Origin of the sequence: Heyndrickxia sp. FSL W8-0496 (genome assembly GCF_038007825.1) — a bacterium.
GTDB classification, from domain to species: domain Bacteria; phylum Bacillota; class Bacilli; order Bacillales; family Bacillaceae_C; genus Heyndrickxia; species Heyndrickxia oleronia.
This window is the reverse complement of sequence record NZ_JBBOXX010000001.1, coordinates 4,551,299-4,568,305: the sequence shown is the minus strand read 5'-3', so window position 1 is coordinate 4,568,305 and position 17,007 is coordinate 4,551,299. Positions and strand designations below refer to the sequence as shown.

Below are 17,007 nucleotides of genomic sequence, written 5' to 3'. Positions count from 1 at the left end.
GACGCATATTTCAATGAATATTTTCTAACGCTAAATGGTAAAAAAGGAGAATAAGAATGAATGGAAATGTTTTTAATTGTTCTCTTACTTTTAGCTATTATTGGTCTCTCTAATATTGTTAATCACTTGATCCCGTTTATTCCTGTTCCTCTTATTCAGATAGCTCTGGGTATTTTGGTAGCCATTCTTCCATTCGGAATTCATGTACCAATGGAAACGGAGTTATTTTTAGTCCTATTTATCGCACCACTTTTATTTAATGATGGCAGACATGTATCAAGAAAAGCCCTTTGGCGCTTACGTACACAAATTTTATTGCTGGCATTAGGACTTGTTTTTGTTACAGTGTTTGCTATTGGATTTTTAATTCATTGGATGATCCCTTCTATTCCTCTCCCGGCTGCTTTTGCTTTAGCTGCTATTCTATCCCCTACAGATGTGGTAGCAGTAAGTGCAATGTCCAGTAGGGTACGCATGCCTAAAACGGTCATGCATGTTCTAGAAGGAGAAGGACTAATGAATGATGCATCTGGTTTAGTAGCATTCAATTTTGCAGTTGCTGCGACAGTAACAGGAGTTTTTTCATTAGTAAATGCAAGTGTGAGCTTTTTAGTGATTGCTATAGGAGGTTTCGTTGGAGGAGCACTTCTTGCCATCATTATCATTCGTTTTAGAGTGTTAATTCGCCGCTTTGGTATGGAGGATGTAACCATTCACATGTTAATCCAAATCCTCACACCTTTTATTATTTACTTAGTAACAGAGCATTTTCATCTTTCAGGTATTTTAGCTGTTGTTGCTGCTGGTATTGTGCATGCGATTGAAAAGGATCGAGAAAAGTCTCCGACGGTCGAGTTGCAGATTGTTTCCAATAGTACGTGGACAGTGATTCTATACATATTAAATGGACTTGTTTTTGTTCTGCTTGGATTACAAATTCCTAGTGTCGGGAATGAAATTTTTAAAGATCCATTATTTAATAATATCATTGTTATTAAATACATTTTGATTATCACCGCAGCACTGCTTTTACTTCGATTTATCTGGATTTATTTTTCCTCATGGGTAGGATGGAAGCTAAAAAAAAGGAAAATTAGAAAGCTTGATCTTAATCAAATAGGTATTACTACAATATCTGGTGTAAGGGGAGCAGTTACACTGGCTGGTTCGTTTTCTATTCCCTATTTTTTAAATGATGGAAGTCCTTTTCCAGAACGTTCATTAATTATTTTTATTGCAGCTGGGGTTATTTTAGTCACGCTAATCATAGCTAGTATTTTTTTACCAGTCATGGCTAAGTCTGAAATAGGAAAAAGGGAAGCTGAAAGAGAAGCGATGGAAAAGGATGCGTTAATTCGATCAAAAATAGCTGCTATTCGTGCAATAAGAGAAGTGATGAATGACGAAAATCGTTCTGCAGCTTTTTCCATTATCTCCATCTATAATAGTAAAATTAATCAATTAAAATACACAAATAATGAAGATGATTCCTTTCAAGCGAGAAAAATGGAAAAGTCTATTCGGATGAAGGCTCTTGAAGCTGAATCAAACTATATTGAAAAATTAGTAAAAGAAAAACAAATCGACCGAACGATTGCTTATTTATCTCAAGAATATATTCGAAGAATGGAAATCGCTATTACGAATCACATTAAATTCCGAGCACTGGTGATGTGGAGTTTAATTAAAAGAAGCATCCTAAAACTATTCCAGCTATTTCTTCCAAAGAAGCAAGAGAGACGGAAAAAACGTAGGGAAAGATATACAATGATGCTTCAGCTAAAGATGAAAATGGCAGAGGTAGCCATTAAGGTATTAAAAGAAGGAATGACATCGGAAAACAGAAATATTACGTATATAATTATTGGCGAGTATAATGAGCTTTTGACAAAATTACAATTAGTAAAAAATGCTGATGCTTCTAAAAAATATGCAAGAATGGAAAGAGAGCTACAGGATATGGCGTTTCAAGCGGAGAGAGATGAGGTCCAGAAAATGTATGAAAAGGCCCATATTACTGCTGATGTTGTTAGAAAACTACGTCAACAAATTAATATAAGAGAAGCATATTGGATGGAAGAGAATACTTTACATGATGCATGATCAATTCTAAGCTGATGCTGAAAATTAGTTGGTCTTATAAATTTGAATGAAAAAGGGAGTCGCCTATAGGTGCTCCCTTTTGTTGTCTACGGCATGTTAGGATGAATCCGTTTAATGATAAGCAAGGTGTGTTGATATTTAAGGGAAATAAGGTAAAATGAAAACGAAATTATTTTCTAATGATTTCAAATAAATCAAATTGTCTTTCGTACAAATGAGGTGGAACAAAAATGTTAAAAGATGATTTACTTTCATTTTTAAATAGGGAGACAAAGGATTTTGAATGGGACAGTCCGTCAACATCATTTACTGCGTCAAAACTATCAGAATTATTCAATGTTAAACGGAATACTGTCAGTCATTATCTTAATCAATTAGTCCAGGAGGATAAAGTGATTAAGATTAATACAAGACCAGTTTATTTTTTGAGTAAGTTTGTTTTTGAACAAACTTTTTTTACAGTAAATAAGTCTATCTATGACAGCTTACAAGAATTAAAGGAAAGTCAACTTGAGATGGAAATTAATCCATGTCCAGACTTATTTGATGAATTAATAGGTTCGAAGGACAGCTTATACAAAGCGATTGAACAAATTAAAACATCAATTTTCTATCCAGATGGCGGCTTGCCGATCATGATTAATGGACCAACAGGTGTAGGGAAAAGCTATATTGCGAATCTGATATATCGATACAGTATTGAAAAAGGAATTCTAGCTGAAGATGCTCCATTTATTAGCTTTAATTGTGCTCAATATGCTAATAATCCTGAATTATTATCAAGTAGTTTATTTGGATATGTCAAAGGTGCCTTTACAGGGGCGGATTCTATGAAAGCAGGCTTGTTAGATGCTGCAGATGGAGGAATCTTATTTCTAGATGAAGTGCATCGATTAAATGAAGAAGGACAAGAAAAGTTGTTTAGCTTTCTTGATCAAGGTGTGTTTCGGAGAATGGGTGAGAACGAAGGATCTCATCAAGCAAAAGTACGTTTTATTTTTGCGACCACGGAAAATTTAGAAAAAAGCTTTCTAAGTACATTTTTACGAAGAATTCCTATTCGTGTCATTATTCCAAGTCTAAATGATAGAAGTGAGAAAGAAAAAAAGCAATTGGCTTATATGTTTCTCATTAATGAATCAAGGAAATTTAGTTTACCATTACGTATATCAAGCAGGGCGCTAGATGTAATAATAAAGCATCATTATTCAGGGAATATTGGAGACTTTAAAAATACAATTAAATATATTACTGCTTCATCCTATATGAAAAATAGAGAGAAGGAAGAAATATCTATCAAGTTACATGATCTACCTGATAGTATTTTAGAGGATACGATTCGATTTGCTGATCAGAAATATAGGCAAAATAATGATATTTTAATTTTTCCGACTTCAACATTGGATCAACTGTACGAATCGAGTTTATCTAGGTTCCAACAGATAAAAAAAACATATGATAATATTTTAGACTCTTATGACCGCAGTCAAATAAAGCAGCAAGATATGACTGTTTTTGAACAGCAAGTATTCAGCGAAATTCTAGCTCTTTTCGACAAGCTTATTTTCGATACTTCTAAAGAAAATACGAGTGTGATGATGGAAATAACAACAGTGAATGTTCAAGAAATTATCCGTTATCTTGAAAATGCATATAATGTCAAATTTAATGGGAATAGTGTTTATGCAATGGCACATTTTCTTTACTATAAAGGAAATACTGAAATACACTGGACTGATAAACAGGAAGTAATAATCACTGACCTGACAAGCTTTGTTGATGAGAATTGCAAAATGGAACAACAACTAGCAAAACAATTTGTTCATTTGCTGGAAAGCAAGCTTGATGTGAAGTTGTATAAGATGGATGAAATATTTTTAACCTTTTATTTACGAAGTATGACGATAGAGCGTACGAATAATAAAGTAAAGGCAGTCATTCTAGCACATGGTTATGCTACTGCTAGCAGCATTGCGAATGTAGCTAATCGCTTACTTCATAAAAATGTCTTTGAAGCGTTTGATATGCCTATTGATGTTTCAGTTGGAGAGATTGCTTCTAGAGTCCTAAATTACATTGAGTCGAATGATGTATCAAAAGGGCTAATTCTTTTAGTAGATATGGGTTCATTAAAGGATATCTATTCACAATTTAAAAAAGAGGTAAATGGACCAGTTGCAATTATTAATAATGTGTCTACACAAATGGCCTTATTCCTTGGAGATATGTTAGGTAAGAATTTATATATAGAAGAAATGATTGAAAGGCTTCAGGCTACAAGTAAAACTGAATATAGTATCATTTATCCGGAAGTAAATAAGGAAAAGGTTATTGTAACTACATGCTTAACAGGAATGGGAACAGCTATTCAAATTCAAAAGCTCCTTGAGGCTAGTATTCCAGAAGAATTAGATATTAAGGTACTTGCTCATGATTATAATCGATTAAAGGAACATGGTACATCAGAAGCTATTTTCCAAATGTATCAGGTACTGTCAATTGTCGGAACAGCCGATCCTGGACTTCCTTTAGTAGACTATATCTCCTTAGAAGATTTAATTTCTGGTCAAGGAGAGGCAAAATTAAGAAAGATATTTAAACCCTTTTTTAATGAGGATTGTATTCAAGTTATAAATAATAATTTAATTAGAAATTTTTCTCTTGAACGTGTAATTGAGTCGATTACTATATTAGATACTGAGAAAATTCTTACTCATGTCGAAGCGTTTCTTCATCAATTAGAAGTACAATTAAATAAGCGTCTTACTAATGATAAAAAATTAGCTTTGTATGTACATATGAGCTGTTTGGTTGAGAGACTGATTCGGCAGACACCGATTGAAAATTATACAAATATTGAGGAATTCGAACAGTGTCAAAAAGAAATGATATATTCTATTAAAGAGGCATTTAGTGTCATTGAAAATATTTATAATGTCAAAATCAATATAGCAGAGATTGGTTATATTTACGATTACTTAATTGCTGAACCTACTGATAGTAATGAATTTTAATATTATTTGAAACATTTTGTCGAGGCGTGCCACTATTTTGGCACGCTTCTTGCATTTCTATAAGATAAGAGGATTCGAACAAGGAGGTGAGGCATCGATGAGATACTTTGTATTCGCATCCCATGGAACATTTGCTGATGGAATTCTAAATTCATTAGAACTAATAACAGGCAAGCATGATAATGTTTGGACCATTAATGCTTATATAAATGAAAAGGAGGATATTAAAGATCAAATAGCAGCAGTTGTTAATCGCATTGCGGCAGAAGATGAATTAGTAGTCGTGACAGATATTTTTGGTGGAAGCGTCAATAATGAATTTATGAATCTATTAAATAATAAAAATATCCACCTAGTTGCAGGCTTAAATTTGCCATTAGTAATTGAACTGGTAACGATGAGCGTGATAGAGAAAGATACAAAAGCCTTAATAAAGAGAGCATTGGAAAATGCAAAAAGCTCAATTCAATACTGCAACTTAGAATTAGATAAGCTCAATGAAGATGATGAATTTTAAGAGAAGGGAATATTGAAAATGATTAAATTACTGCGTGTAGATCATCGATTATTACATGGTCAAGTTGCTTTTTCTTGGACACAAAATATTGGGGCAGATTGCATATTAATAGCAAATGATGATGTTCCTGTTAATGAGTTACGCAAAACGACAATTAAGCTTGCTAAGCCACAAGGAATCAAACTAGTAATAAAAAATATTGAAGACTCTATTCAGGCATTGCAAAGTGGAGTAACAGATAAATATAAGCTGTTCATCGTAGTTGAATCTGTAGCAGACGCCGAAAAAATTGTAAGTGCTTTCCCTGAAATTAAGCAGGTGAATCTTGGAGGAGTGAAAGCAAAAGAAGGAACTAGAAATATTTCTAAAGCAGTTAACCTCTTACCTGAAGAGGAGGAACTAGTGAAAAAGATGGTAGATCAAGGTGTTGAAGTGGAAATCAGACAGGTTCCAAACGATAAAAAGATTTTTGCACAAAACGTACTATAAAATGAATCTTCTAAAGGAGGTTGAGATATGCTTACTGCATTATTACTCGGTCTTGTAGCTTTTATTGCTCAAAGCGAATATGCCTTAGGGACAAGTTTATTATCCCGACCAGTCGTAACAGGGTTACTAATTGGACTTGTTATGGGGGATATTAAAACGGGTCTCATTATGGGTGCAACATTAGAGTTGGCATTTATAGGTTCATTTTCTGTTGGGGCGGCCATTCCCCCCGATGTTGTCACAGGAGGAATATTGGGTACGGCATTTGCTATTTCCTCTAATGCAGGGCCTGAAACAGCCTTACTATTAGGATTGCCGATTGCCACGTTAACACTTGTATTAAAAAATATTTATTTAGGTCTTTTCTTGCCATTTCTATCACATAAAGCTGATAAGTATGCCGAAAATGGGAATACGCGTGGTGTGGAAGCCATGCATTTAATTGGTGGCTTTGGACTTTCTTTCATGCTTGCTTTAATTGTTACCATCTCATTTTATGTAGGTAGTGATGCTATTAAACAAGTGCTAGATGCTATTCCTGCATTTATTCAAACGGGGCTTCAAGTCGCTACTGGTATTCTTCCAGCATTAGGTTTTGCGATGTTAGCAAGATTATTGATTAATAAACAAGTGGTTCCATATTTCTTCCTAGGGTTTATCATTGCTGCTTACTTAGGTGTACCTGTCACAGGTATTGCGATATTAGGGGCTATAATTGCTGTCATTATGGTAAATGTCATGAATACTAAAAAGCCTCAAGTGGCTACAAATGAAGGGGGAGGGGTAAATTATGACGATGATGAAGACTTCTGATTATGAACATCAAGATACGACAGATAGTCCAGAATTAACAAAAAAGGATCTTCGCCGCTTATTTTGGCGTTCCTTTCAAATGGAATTTTCTTGGAACTACGAACGACAAATGAACTTAGCGTATACGTATGCGATGATTCCAATTTTAAAAAAATTGTATAAGAAAAAAGAAGACTTATCGAATGCATTAATGCGTCATTTAGAGTTTTTTAATACGACACCTCATATTGTAACGATGATGCTAGGTGTATCTGCAGCGATGGAAGAACAAAATGCTAAAGATAAAAATTTTGATCCATCCACTATTAATAATGTGAAGGCATCATTAATGGGACCACTTGCTGGTCTAGGAGATTCATTCTTTTGGGGAACTTTGCGCCTAATCGCAACAGGTGTAGGTACTTCCCTTGCGTTACAGGGGAGTATTCTTGGCCCCATTTTGTTTTTACTTATTTTTAATATTCCTCATCTCATCGTTCGGTACCTTTTAACAGGCTTCGGCTATAAGATGGGAACAGGCTTTCTGCAACGTCTTCAAAAAAGTGGCGCAATGGGAAGTTTAACATTCGGAGCTGCCGTTCTTGGGTTAATGGTTATTGGAGGTATGAGTGCTTCAATGATCAGTATCCATGTACCTTTAAAAATTGGCAGTGGTGAGGGGGCCTCTGGTGTTCAAGATATATTAAATAATATTATGCCGGGACTATTGCCATTGTGTGCATTTGGTATCATTTATTGGCTGTTAGGTAAGGAAGTAAAAGCTACAACCATACTCTTAGGTATAGCTATTGTTGGGATATTAGGAGCATGGATTGGGGTTTTCGGAGCCTAATTATATATAAGTATATGGAGGAAAGGAGTATTTTGCATGAAGGAAACAATGATGACTTATATTCATGAAGAGAAGGACGTATGTGAGGCAATTGTAGCAAGTTTTCAAGAAAAAACAAAGGCTGTTAGACAGCTAATAGAAAAAAGCAGACCTAAAAACTGGCTAGTACTTGCAACGGGATCAAGTTCAAATGCCATGCTAAGTGCAAAATACTATATAGAAAAAGTTGCTGGAATATCGATAGAAATTCAAGAGCCATTTAATTTTATACACTACGAAACTCTTAAGGATTCTATTGATTTTGTCATTGCTGTTTCACAAAGTGGTCATAGTTATTCAACCATTGAAGCTTTAAAAAAGGTACAAAAAGAGGCAAAAATTCCAACGGTAGCTTTAACATCACAATTAGATAGTCCAATTGTAAATTATGCAGATTTGGTTCTTGATATTGGCTGCGGGACGGAACATGTAGGTTTTGTAACGAAGGGGTTTACTGCTACTGTGTTAACCTCCATGCTCTTAGGAATTGCCACTGGAAATGTACTAGGTAGATTAGATGAATTGGCGATGGACAACGAGATTCAAACTTTAAAAAAACAAATCAAAGAAATTCCTTCTATAATTGAGAAAACAGAAGAATTTTATAAAAAGCATGCAGCTGAATTACATGAAGTTCAACGTTTTTCAGCAATAGGCTATGGACCTACTGTAGGGACTGCCAAAGAATTTGAAACAAAATTCACTGAAACGGTAAGAGTGCCCTCGCAGGGATTCGAATTAGAAGCCTATATGCACGGCCCATATTTAGAGGTTAATTCCAATCATGGCTTAATTTTTCTTCAAACCGAAAGTAAACTTTCGGAAAGAGCCAGTAAATTAAAGCAATATTTCCAAGCATATACAGATCATTGTTTTACCATCACTAGCTTAAAACAAAAAAGTGATGAAAAAACATTAGCACTAGACTTGGAAGTTAACGAATTTATGAGTCCACTTGTGATGGTGATTCCGTTTCAACTGTTATCTTACCGAATTGCAACTGGAAAAGGAATCGATCTAGGAATTAGAATCTTTGATGACTTTGATAAAGTGTTAAAAAGTAAGATTTAAATAAATACTAATCAATTAAAATAATAAACTAAAAAGGTTAGGAGAATGATGATGCTTAAATTTGATGAAAATGTATATTTAGAAAATGCACGACTTACTTATGAAACACGTGATGAAATTGAAAAGGTTGCAGATGAAATTACTCAACAGGGCTTTAAAAACATCTTTTTTATTTCTGTAGGTGGTTCTATATCGCTTATGTGGCCAATTCAGGAAATGTTAAAGCAAATGACAGATATTCCTGTCTTTTCAGAACAGGCAGGAGAAATTATTTTAACTGGACATAAGCAATTAACGAAGGATTCCATCGTGGTTATGGCCTCAAAATCCGGTGATACAAAAGAAACAGTAGCAGCGGCAGAATGGTGTAAAGAGCAAGGTTATCGTGTTGTATCACTTGTAGGTACGCCAAATACTCCACTAGAAAAGGCGAGTCACTGGGTTATTCCAAATAAGGCTAAAAATGGTGTGGAATTCGAATATATGCAATTGTTCATGCTACTCTTTAAATTAGTTCATAATAAAGGACAATTTCCTGCTTATCAAAAATTTGCTGATCAGCTTGAAAAGCTTCCAGAAAACCTGCTTCGCGCAAAAGAAAAGTTTGAACCGATTGCAGACGAAATTGCCAAAACTTATCATAAAGAAAACTATAATATTTGGATTGGCGATGGTGAGATGTGGGGAGAGGTGTACCTATTCTCCATGTGTATATTAGAAGAAATGCAATGGGTGCGTACGAAAGCAGTATCATCATCAGAATTCTTCCATGGGACACTTGAATTAGTGGAAGAGGATGTCCCAGTATTTTTAGTAAAAGGGGAAGGGAAGCGTAGAATACTAGATGATCGTGTGGAAAAGTTTTGTCAACAATATACGAAAAAGCTAGTTGTTATTGATACGAAAGATTATGAATTAAATGGGATAGATGATGAGTTTCGTTGGATTTTAGCACCGACAATTTCATCCACTCTTTTAGTTGATCGATTATCCCGCTATTATGAAAAATATACTGGTCATGATTTAGATATACGTCGTTACTATCGTCAGTTTGATTACTAATATGGTAATATAAGGCAGAGTGTCATATTCTCTGCCTTATTTTTATAAGTATTTTTTAATGAGTAGTATTATTGAATGAGAAAGTCCTTTGGTAATTAGAGCTAATCATACCATTTAAAAATAGGAAAAGTTATGATTGAGTTGTATGTGGAACATTCTTTTGATGTACACAAGAAGATAAGAAAGTAATTAACGAAAGGGTGGTAGTGAAATGAAGCCAATTCGGTTAGTAATTTTTGATATGGATGGTTTATTATTTGATACAGAACGCCCCTCATTTCTTGCAATGAAAGAGGTAATGAAAAAACAAGGATATCAGTTTACTATAGAAAATTATCGGCAAATGATTGGACTTTCTGGACCTAAAAGTAATATCGTTTTACAAGAAATATACGGTAAAGATTTTCAGTTTCATAGAATTTCTGATGATTACAATGAAACGTTTAAAAGAATACTCGAGTCAGAAGGATTAGCTATTAAGCCGGGAGCTAAGGAATTACTAGATGCGATTGAGCAAAAAGGGTTAAAAAAATGTATCGCTTCATCCAGCAGTAGGGAAACGATTCAACAACATTTAATTAAAACTGGATTGGAATCAAGATTTGACTTCTTTGTAAGTGGGGATGAAGTAGAATTTGGTAAGCCTCATCCTGATATTTTTATTGAAGCTTGTAACCGTGCTAATGAAAAACCAGATTCAGCCTTAGTTTTAGAAGATTCATTGAATGGACTAAAAGCAGCTCATGGTGCAAATATTAAGTGTATTATCGTTCCAGATCTGATTCAACCAAATGAAGAAATGAAACAAAAAGCATTTTCAATTGTTAAGGACTTATCACTAGTAGTATCCTACATTGAATAAATAAGACGGATAATCTTGCTCCATAAAACAAGGGTTATTTGATAAGTATGATATATTTATCAGATAACCCTTCGACTTTTTATTATATTAAATTTTGTTCTTGAAGGATTTTCTTCAGTAATGCTTGGCAACCTTCTGTTATTAGTTCATAGGTTTCCTCGAAATTGCCAGTATAATATGGATCAGGAACATCTTTTTTTAGCTCAGTTAAATCAAGTAGACGAATGATTTTTGGATGCTTAGGCTGATTTAACATCGTATATATATTTGATAGATTACTTTCGTCCATTCCAATAATGTAATCAAATCTTTCGAAATCCTCTTTTTTTAATTGACGTCCGAAAAGTCCCTCAGCTGAAATGTTATTTTCTTTAAGAATAGTAAGTGTCCCTTGGTGGGGGCTATCTCCTATATGCCAGGATCCAGTCCCTGCAGAATCAATCATAATTTTATCAGTCAACTGTGCCTTATTAACCATATGTCGAAATACAGCCTCTGCCATTGGAGAACGACAAATATTGCCTAAGCAAACAAATAAGACGTGAACCATATAGCCCATCTCCTTTTTAGTTTATTATATAAGAATAGAAAAATTAGTGCGAATGTTTTTAGATGAAGCTTTTGCGATTATAAAGTGAAGGGAGAAGACCCATTTTGTCAATAAGGGTGGTAGGATTGAGGACATCAATTTTCTTTAGTTTATCTTCAAATAATTAAATAGAGTAAGTTGATTATTAACTATATGTTCAGTTATTTTTTTTGTAACCTAATTTCTCATACAAGTGACAATTTCTTTGGTTAGCCTTTGGTATCTAGAGACTCCAAACAGTGGTACCTTCATGTAGCTTCTCGATTAGTTTAATGATTTCGGTTCCATAGCCTTTATTTTGAAAGGAAGGCTTTAGGGAAAATTGGTAGACTCGACAATGCCAAGGTGATATTTTTATAATATTTAATCCACCTATTATTTGATTATTATAATAGATGGTATAGTGCTGAGTATGATTAATTTTGTAAAGAAAATCCTCATATGCTTCAGTAACTGGGCGTGTTTCATAATCTTGATATTTATTAGAGTCCTCTTGAAAAGCTTCTTTCTGTATATTGAATAATTGCTTTACTTCATGTTTTTCCGTGCTCAGTACGTTAACATCCATACTGAACACCCTTTCGCGTTTTTGATAGCATCTTATGAGTGAGTTTGAAAAAAAGCGGGACTATGACTAAAGATGAGTGCTGAATTTGAACCTATCTTTAGTCATGGCCCAGTATAGTTTTCCTTCAATTCATATTTCACACATCTTTACGGTGATAAAAATGGTGTCTTTAAATAATAATCAAGGTTTCACAACAATACGATTAACACTTCCGTTAGCCAGTCGATCAAACCCCTCATTTATTTCTTCTAACGGAATAACATCACTTAATAGGCGATCTACTGGAAGGCGTCCTTGTTTGTACATCTCGATAAATCTTGGTATATCACGGGAAGGAACACAGCTTCCTAAATACGAGCCCTTCAATATCCTTTCTTCAGCAGTTAGAGAAGCTTGTGGAAAGGAAAATTCATGTTCATGATGTGGAAGCCCGGTGGTTATCGTTGTACCTCCACGTCGTGTAATATTGTAAGCAACCTTCATGGCTGGAACTGCTCCTGCTGTTTCGAAGGCAAATTCTACTCCACCATTGGTTGCATGTTTTATCTGATCAATAACATCTTCTTGTGTAGAATTGAAAATATGAGTAGCACCTAGTTGTTGAGCAAAGGATAATTTATCTGGATTAATATCGACAGCAATAATCTCACGTGCTCCAGCTGCAATTGATCCAAGTAATGCGCTTAGACCGATACCGCCAAGACCAACTATTGCAACCGAGCTTCCCATTTTTAAATGTGCGGTATTGACAACGGCTCCGACTCCTGTCATTACTGCGCATCCAAAGAGTGCAGCTTTTTCAAATGGAATTGAAGGATCAATTTTAACTAAAGAATTTCTTGAGGTTACAACAAAATTTGAAAAGGCTGAAACACCTAGGTGATGATGAATGTATTGTTCCCCATCATGCAATCTTTTTTCTCCACCTAAAAGAGTGCCATCATTATTAGCTTTTGCACCATTTTCACAAAGAGCTGGCCTCCCTTCCTGACAAGATGAGCAATGTCCACATGTAGCAACGAAGATACATACAACATGGTCTCCTACATTTAAATCGGTTACATCCTCACCTAATTCTACAATGACTCCAACTGCTTCATGACCTAATGCCATCGGTACAGGGCGGGGGCGACTTCCATTTATAACAGACAAATCTGAATGACATAATCCAGCAGCCTTAATTTCTATCAAAACTTCTCCGCGTCCTGGATTATCAAGCTCCAATTCCTGAATAATTAGTGGTTTGCTTTCCGTGTAAGGCGTAGTTGCACCCATTTTATGGAGTACAGCAGATTTTACTTTCATGATGAACTCTCCTCCATTTATTTATCGTGTTTCCATTATTCATAGTATCCTTGCGTTGATTTAATGAATTGTTCAAATTGCTTTGAATCATGACCAAACCACACTTGGGAATTTGTTTCCTTCGCGATCCGTTTAATTTTTTCTACAGCTTTTACATAGCCTAAAGAGTCATAGATAATTCCTGGTATTTTAATAGGAGGACCATAATTCTCTGCAGAATAAACCGCATCAGAAGCTAGAATAATACCTCCTGATTCAGGCATATCAATTTGTAGTCCGAGGAGTCCCCAAGCATGACCGCTACCAAAGTTTAAAATTTTTACACCTTCTACAAGTTCGAGACTATCTTCATTCCTTCCTATGGTTTTCCATTGCAAGTGGTTTTTTATCCACGCATCGATATCAGCCCAAATATATGCACCACTCTTATCATGATTAGCATAGGAACGAAGTGTTCCATTTAGCTCATCCTCATGAACAATGATTTTTGCATTTGTAAACATTTCAAGACAACCTGCATGATCTAAATGTAAATGAGAGGCTACAACAAATTTAATATCTTCGGGACGAACATTTAATTGTTCAAGACGATTGTGTAAATAACATTCTTCGTTTGCTTCCCATGGAAATGTTTTTTGGGTAATTTCCTCCCAGCGTCCTTTTTCACCCATAGACTTCGGGTTACATGAAGTATCGAATAAAATTTTTCCTTCAGGATGATCGATTAAAACTGTATATATTGGAAATTCTACAAATGTTGCGGGTTGATTTGGATGATCGATAGATGCTGGATTGTGCATGGCAACCATATAATTCTTATCCATTCGCATTCTTCCATTATCCATAACAAATAGCTTTGGACGTGGCTTAATTATGTTTGTCATTTTTCATCCCTCTTTCTTGTCCTTTTTTGTATAGTTAATCAGTATATTCCACAAATGATACAATTTTTAATAATGCTTCCTCCTTTCTTCTTGTTTAGTATGCAAGAAATATGCCAAATTCAGAGTAGATGACAGACTAGTCGGAAAGTTATGTATGGTTAAAAAATTCACATAGACATGCTATGATAATGTATATACTCTCTTTGGAGAGCGGTTACATTTTTCTTTCTCAAGTAGAAATATTTCACCACCTTTAAGGAGTGAACGAAATATGCTAGAACAAGATAAGTGTTATTTGTTGAACGATAAAGTTAAGACAATATTAGAGTTTATTTCTGATGGAGTCTATGTTGTCAATAAAGATGGGATTACCCTTTTTGTTAACGCTGCATACGAGGAATTATCCGGTTTTGATCGAAGAGATCTTCTTGGTAGATATATGGGGGATTTAATTCGAGAAGGTTATATTAGCCAGTCCGTATCTTTAATGGTGCTTGAAAAGAAGGAATCCTTGTCTATTATGCAAAAGCTTGGTGGAAAGAAGGATGTAATTGTTACCGGTCGGCCAGTTTGGAATAGGAATGGAAATATTGAGATGGTTGTTACAAGTGTACGTGATATAACCAATTTAAATTATTTGAAAAATCATCTGGAGCGTCATGAACATATTTCAAAACTAAATAATTATCGATTTACATATGATCATTTAGGAAATCAACAGTCACAATTTCTCTTTAAAAGTAATATAATGAAAGATTTAGTTCGTAAAGTTGAACAAGTTGCCCCTTTCCCAACTAGTATTTTCATAACTGGACCTTCTGGAGCTGGAAAGGAAGAGGTGGCTAATTTGATTCATTATATGAGTGATCGCCGGAAAAAGCCGTTTATAAAGGTGAATTGTGCTGCTATACCTGAGTCGTTATTAGAATCAGAACTTTTTGGTTATGTAGAGGGAGCATTTACTGGTTCAAAGAGAGAAGGAAAGATGGGATTGTTAGAGCTGGCCGATGGTGGAACATTTATGCTGGATGAAATTGGTGAAATGCCCTTATCATTACAGGTAAAGCTATTAAGAGTTTTACAAGATAAACAAGTTCAACGAATTGGAAGTACACAAATAAAGACAATAGATGTGCGTATAATTTCAGCCACGAATCAAAATATAGAACAAAAAATGCAAGCAGGGGAGTTTAGAGAGGATCTTTTCTATCGATTAGCAGTGGTTCAAATGGAAGTCCCTCCATTAAGAGCTAGACTAGAGGATGTTGATATGTTATTGGATCACTTTTTCCATAGTTTTAAGGAGCAATATAGAGTTGAGAAGGAATTGTTAGAAGAGACAAAGCAAATTCTTCTTACATACCACTGGCCGGGTAATATAAGAGAATTAAAGAATGTGATAGAAAGCCTAATCGTCTCTATTCCAGAAATTATCATCAAACCTGAAAACTTACCTAGACATATATATCAAATATCTCATAACACTTCGTCTCGTACTTTAAAAGAGCAGGTGGAAAACTATGAAAAAATGATAATAGAAAAATCCCTTAAGCGAAACCAATCAGTTAGAAAAGCTGCTAAGGAATTGGGCGTGCACCATACAACACTATTGAAAAAGTTACATAAGTGGGGAGGAAACGGTTAAAAAAGAATGTTTAGACTTTTACTCGAATTTTGAAATGCATAGATAACGAACAGTATCAAATACTGTTCGTTATCATCTGGTTCTAAACACCTTAATCAAAGGCTGTTTTTGTATAGTTTTTTGCTTTTAGTAAAAGCCCAACTTCCGGCTTTTACACCACTAAAGGATTTAGCGACATTATAGGAGTATGCTGCTCTTTTCACAGTGAAATGAAAGATGTAGCTGTCATCAACCGATAGTTAGTTGTTAAAACTTACCTTAAATAGCCACAATGTTTGAGAAAAGTCCCTAATCAAAAGAAGCGGCTATTCTTTATTTTTCACATGCATAATTATCATGATCACGATCCATTTTTGCTTGGTAAGCAGGGTGTGTACTTGGTACTCCATCTGGATATTTTTTTCTTAATTCCGTACAGTTAGGAAAAAACTCCGTATTACCTGTTCCAGATTTAGGTGATGTAGTTACTTTTGGTGCTTCGTTTTTTGACTCAGTTGGTATGGAAGTCTGATTAGTACTTGATTTTTTTTACATCAGTAGCACAACCATTAAATCCTTTATCTGTTACGAGTCCTTTATTAGACCATATCCGTAAATCATGCTCTTGTGCAATTTTTTCATCTTGTTTAAATTGATCAAGATATTTATACGTTGGTTCATAAATGTATGCGACCCGAGCATAGCCTTCTTTTAATAAAGTTTCTTGAACCGATTTTCCATCAACAAAAACATAGGCTAGTAGGCGCCCGTATTTATCTCTTTCATTTCCATTATCAAATTCTAGAGATAAATCTCCACTCGAAACTAATTGTTCGTTTTTTTCGGAAGCACTTTTTGCATATGGTTGAACACAAGTTCCTGGTTTTTTCGATTCGGGTGTATCTATTAATAAATAGCGAACCGTTTCCTCTTTCCCCTTATAAAGCACTTTTATTGTGTCTCCATCTACAGCTCGTGTTAATTGTACCGCGACACGTTGATTGTCAGAAGTACCCTGGGATTCATTTTTTTGCTCATTAGCGTTATTATCATCTTGTTTATTTTGATCTTCTTGTGTCTTTTCCACCTGTACACTATTTGTGACTTTTTCAGGGGTATTGAAACCCCCTTTATAGACTAAAACAACAAGAATTACAGCGATAACAAAGCCAATTCCTCCAAATTTCCGCTTATTCAAAATCTTGATCTCCTTTTATAAAATTTGCATTTTATCT

Annotated in this window: 14 protein-coding genes and 1 pseudogene; 10 read left to right on the top strand and 5 right to left on the bottom strand. The window is 34.8% G+C overall.

Features of this window, described 5'->3' with window-relative positions:
- The first annotated feature begins 60 nt into the window (after window positions 1-60).
- From NST63_RS23135 to NST63_RS23095, 9 genes are all read left to right on the top strand, one after another.
- Window positions 61-2,103, top strand: a complete 2,043-nt coding sequence (locus tag NST63_RS23135) for a Na+/H+ antiporter (protein ID WP_341043835.1) — start codon at window positions 61-63, stop codon at window positions 2,101-2,103.
- Window positions 2,104-2,333: 230 nt separating this feature from the next.
- Window positions 2,334-5,117, top strand: coding sequence for a sigma 54-interacting transcriptional regulator (locus tag NST63_RS23130; protein WP_341043834.1), 2,784 nt, complete (start codon window positions 2,334-2,336; stop codon window positions 5,115-5,117).
- Window positions 5,118-5,214: 97 nt separating this feature from the next.
- On the top strand, window positions 5,215-5,634 hold the full coding sequence (locus NST63_RS23125; RefSeq protein WP_341043833.1) for a PTS sugar transporter subunit IIA: 420 nt from the start codon (window positions 5,215-5,217) through the stop codon (window positions 5,632-5,634).
- A gap of 18 nt (window positions 5,635-5,652) precedes the next feature.
- Window positions 5,653-6,123 carry a PTS sugar transporter subunit IIB gene (locus NST63_RS23120; RefSeq protein ID WP_212943652.1) on the top strand — a complete coding sequence of 157 codons (471 nt, stop codon included), beginning with the start codon at window positions 5,653-5,655 and terminating at the stop codon, window positions 6,121-6,123.
- 27 nt (window positions 6,124-6,150) lie between these two features.
- On the top strand, window positions 6,151-6,936 hold the full coding sequence (locus NST63_RS23115; protein WP_071976426.1) for a PTS mannose/fructose/sorbose/N-acetylgalactosamine transporter subunit IIC: 786 nt from the start codon (window positions 6,151-6,153) through the stop codon (window positions 6,934-6,936).
- Window positions 6,914-7,768 carry a PTS system mannose/fructose/sorbose family transporter subunit IID gene (locus tag NST63_RS23110; protein ID WP_373312630.1) on the top strand — a complete coding sequence of 285 codons (855 nt, stop codon included), beginning with the start codon at window positions 6,914-6,916 and terminating at the stop codon, window positions 7,766-7,768. Before NST63_RS23115 ends, NST63_RS23110 begins: the two co-directional genes overlap by 23 nt.
- Window positions 7,769-7,804: 36 nt before the next feature.
- Window positions 7,805-8,878, top strand: coding sequence for an SIS domain-containing protein (locus NST63_RS23105; RefSeq protein WP_212943653.1), 1,074 nt, complete (start codon window positions 7,805-7,807; stop codon window positions 8,876-8,878).
- 51 nt (window positions 8,879-8,929) lie between these two features.
- Window positions 8,930-9,940, top strand: coding sequence for an SIS domain-containing protein (locus NST63_RS23100; protein WP_212943654.1), 1,011 nt, complete (start codon window positions 8,930-8,932; stop codon window positions 9,938-9,940).
- Window positions 9,941-10,151: 211 nt separating this feature from the next.
- Entirely contained in the window at window positions 10,152-10,802 is a 651-nt protein-coding gene (locus NST63_RS23095; RefSeq protein WP_212943655.1) for an HAD family hydrolase, read from the top strand.
- An 82-nt stretch (window positions 10,803-10,884) separates the two neighbouring features.
- On the opposite strand, the gene NST63_RS23090 is transcribed toward NST63_RS23095, so the two are convergent.
- The 4 genes from NST63_RS23090 to ahlS form a co-directional block, all read right to left on the bottom strand.
- Window positions 10,885-11,352 carry a low molecular weight protein-tyrosine-phosphatase gene (locus NST63_RS23090; RefSeq protein WP_071976422.1) on the bottom strand — a complete coding sequence of 156 codons (468 nt, stop codon included), beginning with the start codon at window positions 11,350-11,352 and terminating at the stop codon, window positions 10,885-10,887.
- Window positions 11,353-11,614: 262 nt separating this feature from the next.
- Entirely contained in the window at window positions 11,615-11,959 is a 345-nt protein-coding gene (locus NST63_RS23085; RefSeq protein WP_212943656.1) for a GNAT family N-acetyltransferase, read from the bottom strand.
- Between the two features lie 180 nt (window positions 11,960-12,139).
- A complete protein-coding gene (locus tag NST63_RS23080) occupies window positions 12,140-13,264 on the bottom strand; it encodes a zinc-dependent alcohol dehydrogenase family protein (RefSeq protein ID WP_341043832.1) in 1,125 nt (374 codons plus the stop codon).
- Window positions 13,265-13,299: 35 nt separating this feature from the next.
- The gene (ahlS, locus tag NST63_RS23075; protein WP_212943660.1) at window positions 13,300-14,148 is read right to left on the bottom strand and encodes an AhlS family quorum-quenching N-acyl homoserine lactonase; all 849 of its coding nucleotides are present in this window, start codon (window positions 14,146-14,148) and stop codon (window positions 13,300-13,302) included.
- Window positions 14,149-14,419: 271 nt separating this feature from the next.
- On the opposite strand from ahlS, the gene NST63_RS23070 reads away from it, so the two are divergent.
- A complete protein-coding gene (locus NST63_RS23070; protein WP_212943662.1) occupies window positions 14,420-15,793 on the top strand; it encodes a sigma-54 interaction domain-containing protein in 1,374 nt (457 codons plus the stop codon).
- Window positions 15,794-16,105: 312 nt separating this feature from the next.
- On the opposite strand, the pseudogene NST63_RS23060 reads toward NST63_RS23070, so the two are convergent.
- Window positions 16,106-16,934: pseudogene (locus tag NST63_RS23060) on the bottom strand (thermonuclease family protein).
- Window positions 16,935-17,007 lie beyond the last annotated feature (73 nt).

Coding starts and splice junctions, on each gene's coding strand:
- NST63_RS23125 (WP_341043833.1), top strand. CDS start 5,215: ATGAGATACTTTGTATTCGCATCCCATGGAACATTTGCTGATGGAATT.
- NST63_RS23135 (WP_341043835.1), top strand. CDS start 61: ATGGAAATGTTTTTAATTGTTCTCTTACTTTTAGCTATTATTGGTCTC.
- NST63_RS23100 (WP_212943654.1), top strand. CDS start 8,930: ATGCTTAAATTTGATGAAAATGTATATTTAGAAAATGCACGACTTACT.
- NST63_RS23120 (WP_212943652.1), top strand. CDS start 5,653: ATGATTAAATTACTGCGTGTAGATCATCGATTATTACATGGTCAAGTT.
- NST63_RS23085 (WP_212943656.1), bottom strand. CDS start 11,959: ATGGATGTTAACGTACTGAGCACGGAAAAACATGAAGTAAAGCAATTA.
- NST63_RS23110 (WP_373312630.1), top strand. CDS start 6,914: ATGACGATGATGAAGACTTCTGATTATGAACATCAAGATACGACAGAT.
- NST63_RS23070 (WP_212943662.1), top strand. CDS start 14,420: ATGCTAGAACAAGATAAGTGTTATTTGTTGAACGATAAAGTTAAGACA.
- NST63_RS23095 (WP_212943655.1), top strand. CDS start 10,152: ATGAAGCCAATTCGGTTAGTAATTTTTGATATGGATGGTTTATTATTT.
- NST63_RS23090 (WP_071976422.1), bottom strand. CDS start 11,352: ATGGTTCACGTCTTATTTGTTTGCTTAGGCAATATTTGTCGTTCTCCA.
- NST63_RS23080 (WP_341043832.1), bottom strand. CDS start 13,264: ATGAAAGTAAAATCTGCTGTACTCCATAAAATGGGTGCAACTACGCCT.
- NST63_RS23130 (WP_341043834.1), top strand. CDS start 2,334: ATGTTAAAAGATGATTTACTTTCATTTTTAAATAGGGAGACAAAGGAT.
- NST63_RS23105 (WP_212943653.1), top strand. CDS start 7,805: ATGAAGGAAACAATGATGACTTATATTCATGAAGAGAAGGACGTATGT.
- ahlS (WP_212943660.1), bottom strand. CDS start 14,148: ATGACAAACATAATTAAGCCACGTCCAAAGCTATTTGTTATGGATAAT.
- NST63_RS23115 (WP_071976426.1), top strand. CDS start 6,151: ATGCTTACTGCATTATTACTCGGTCTTGTAGCTTTTATTGCTCAAAGC.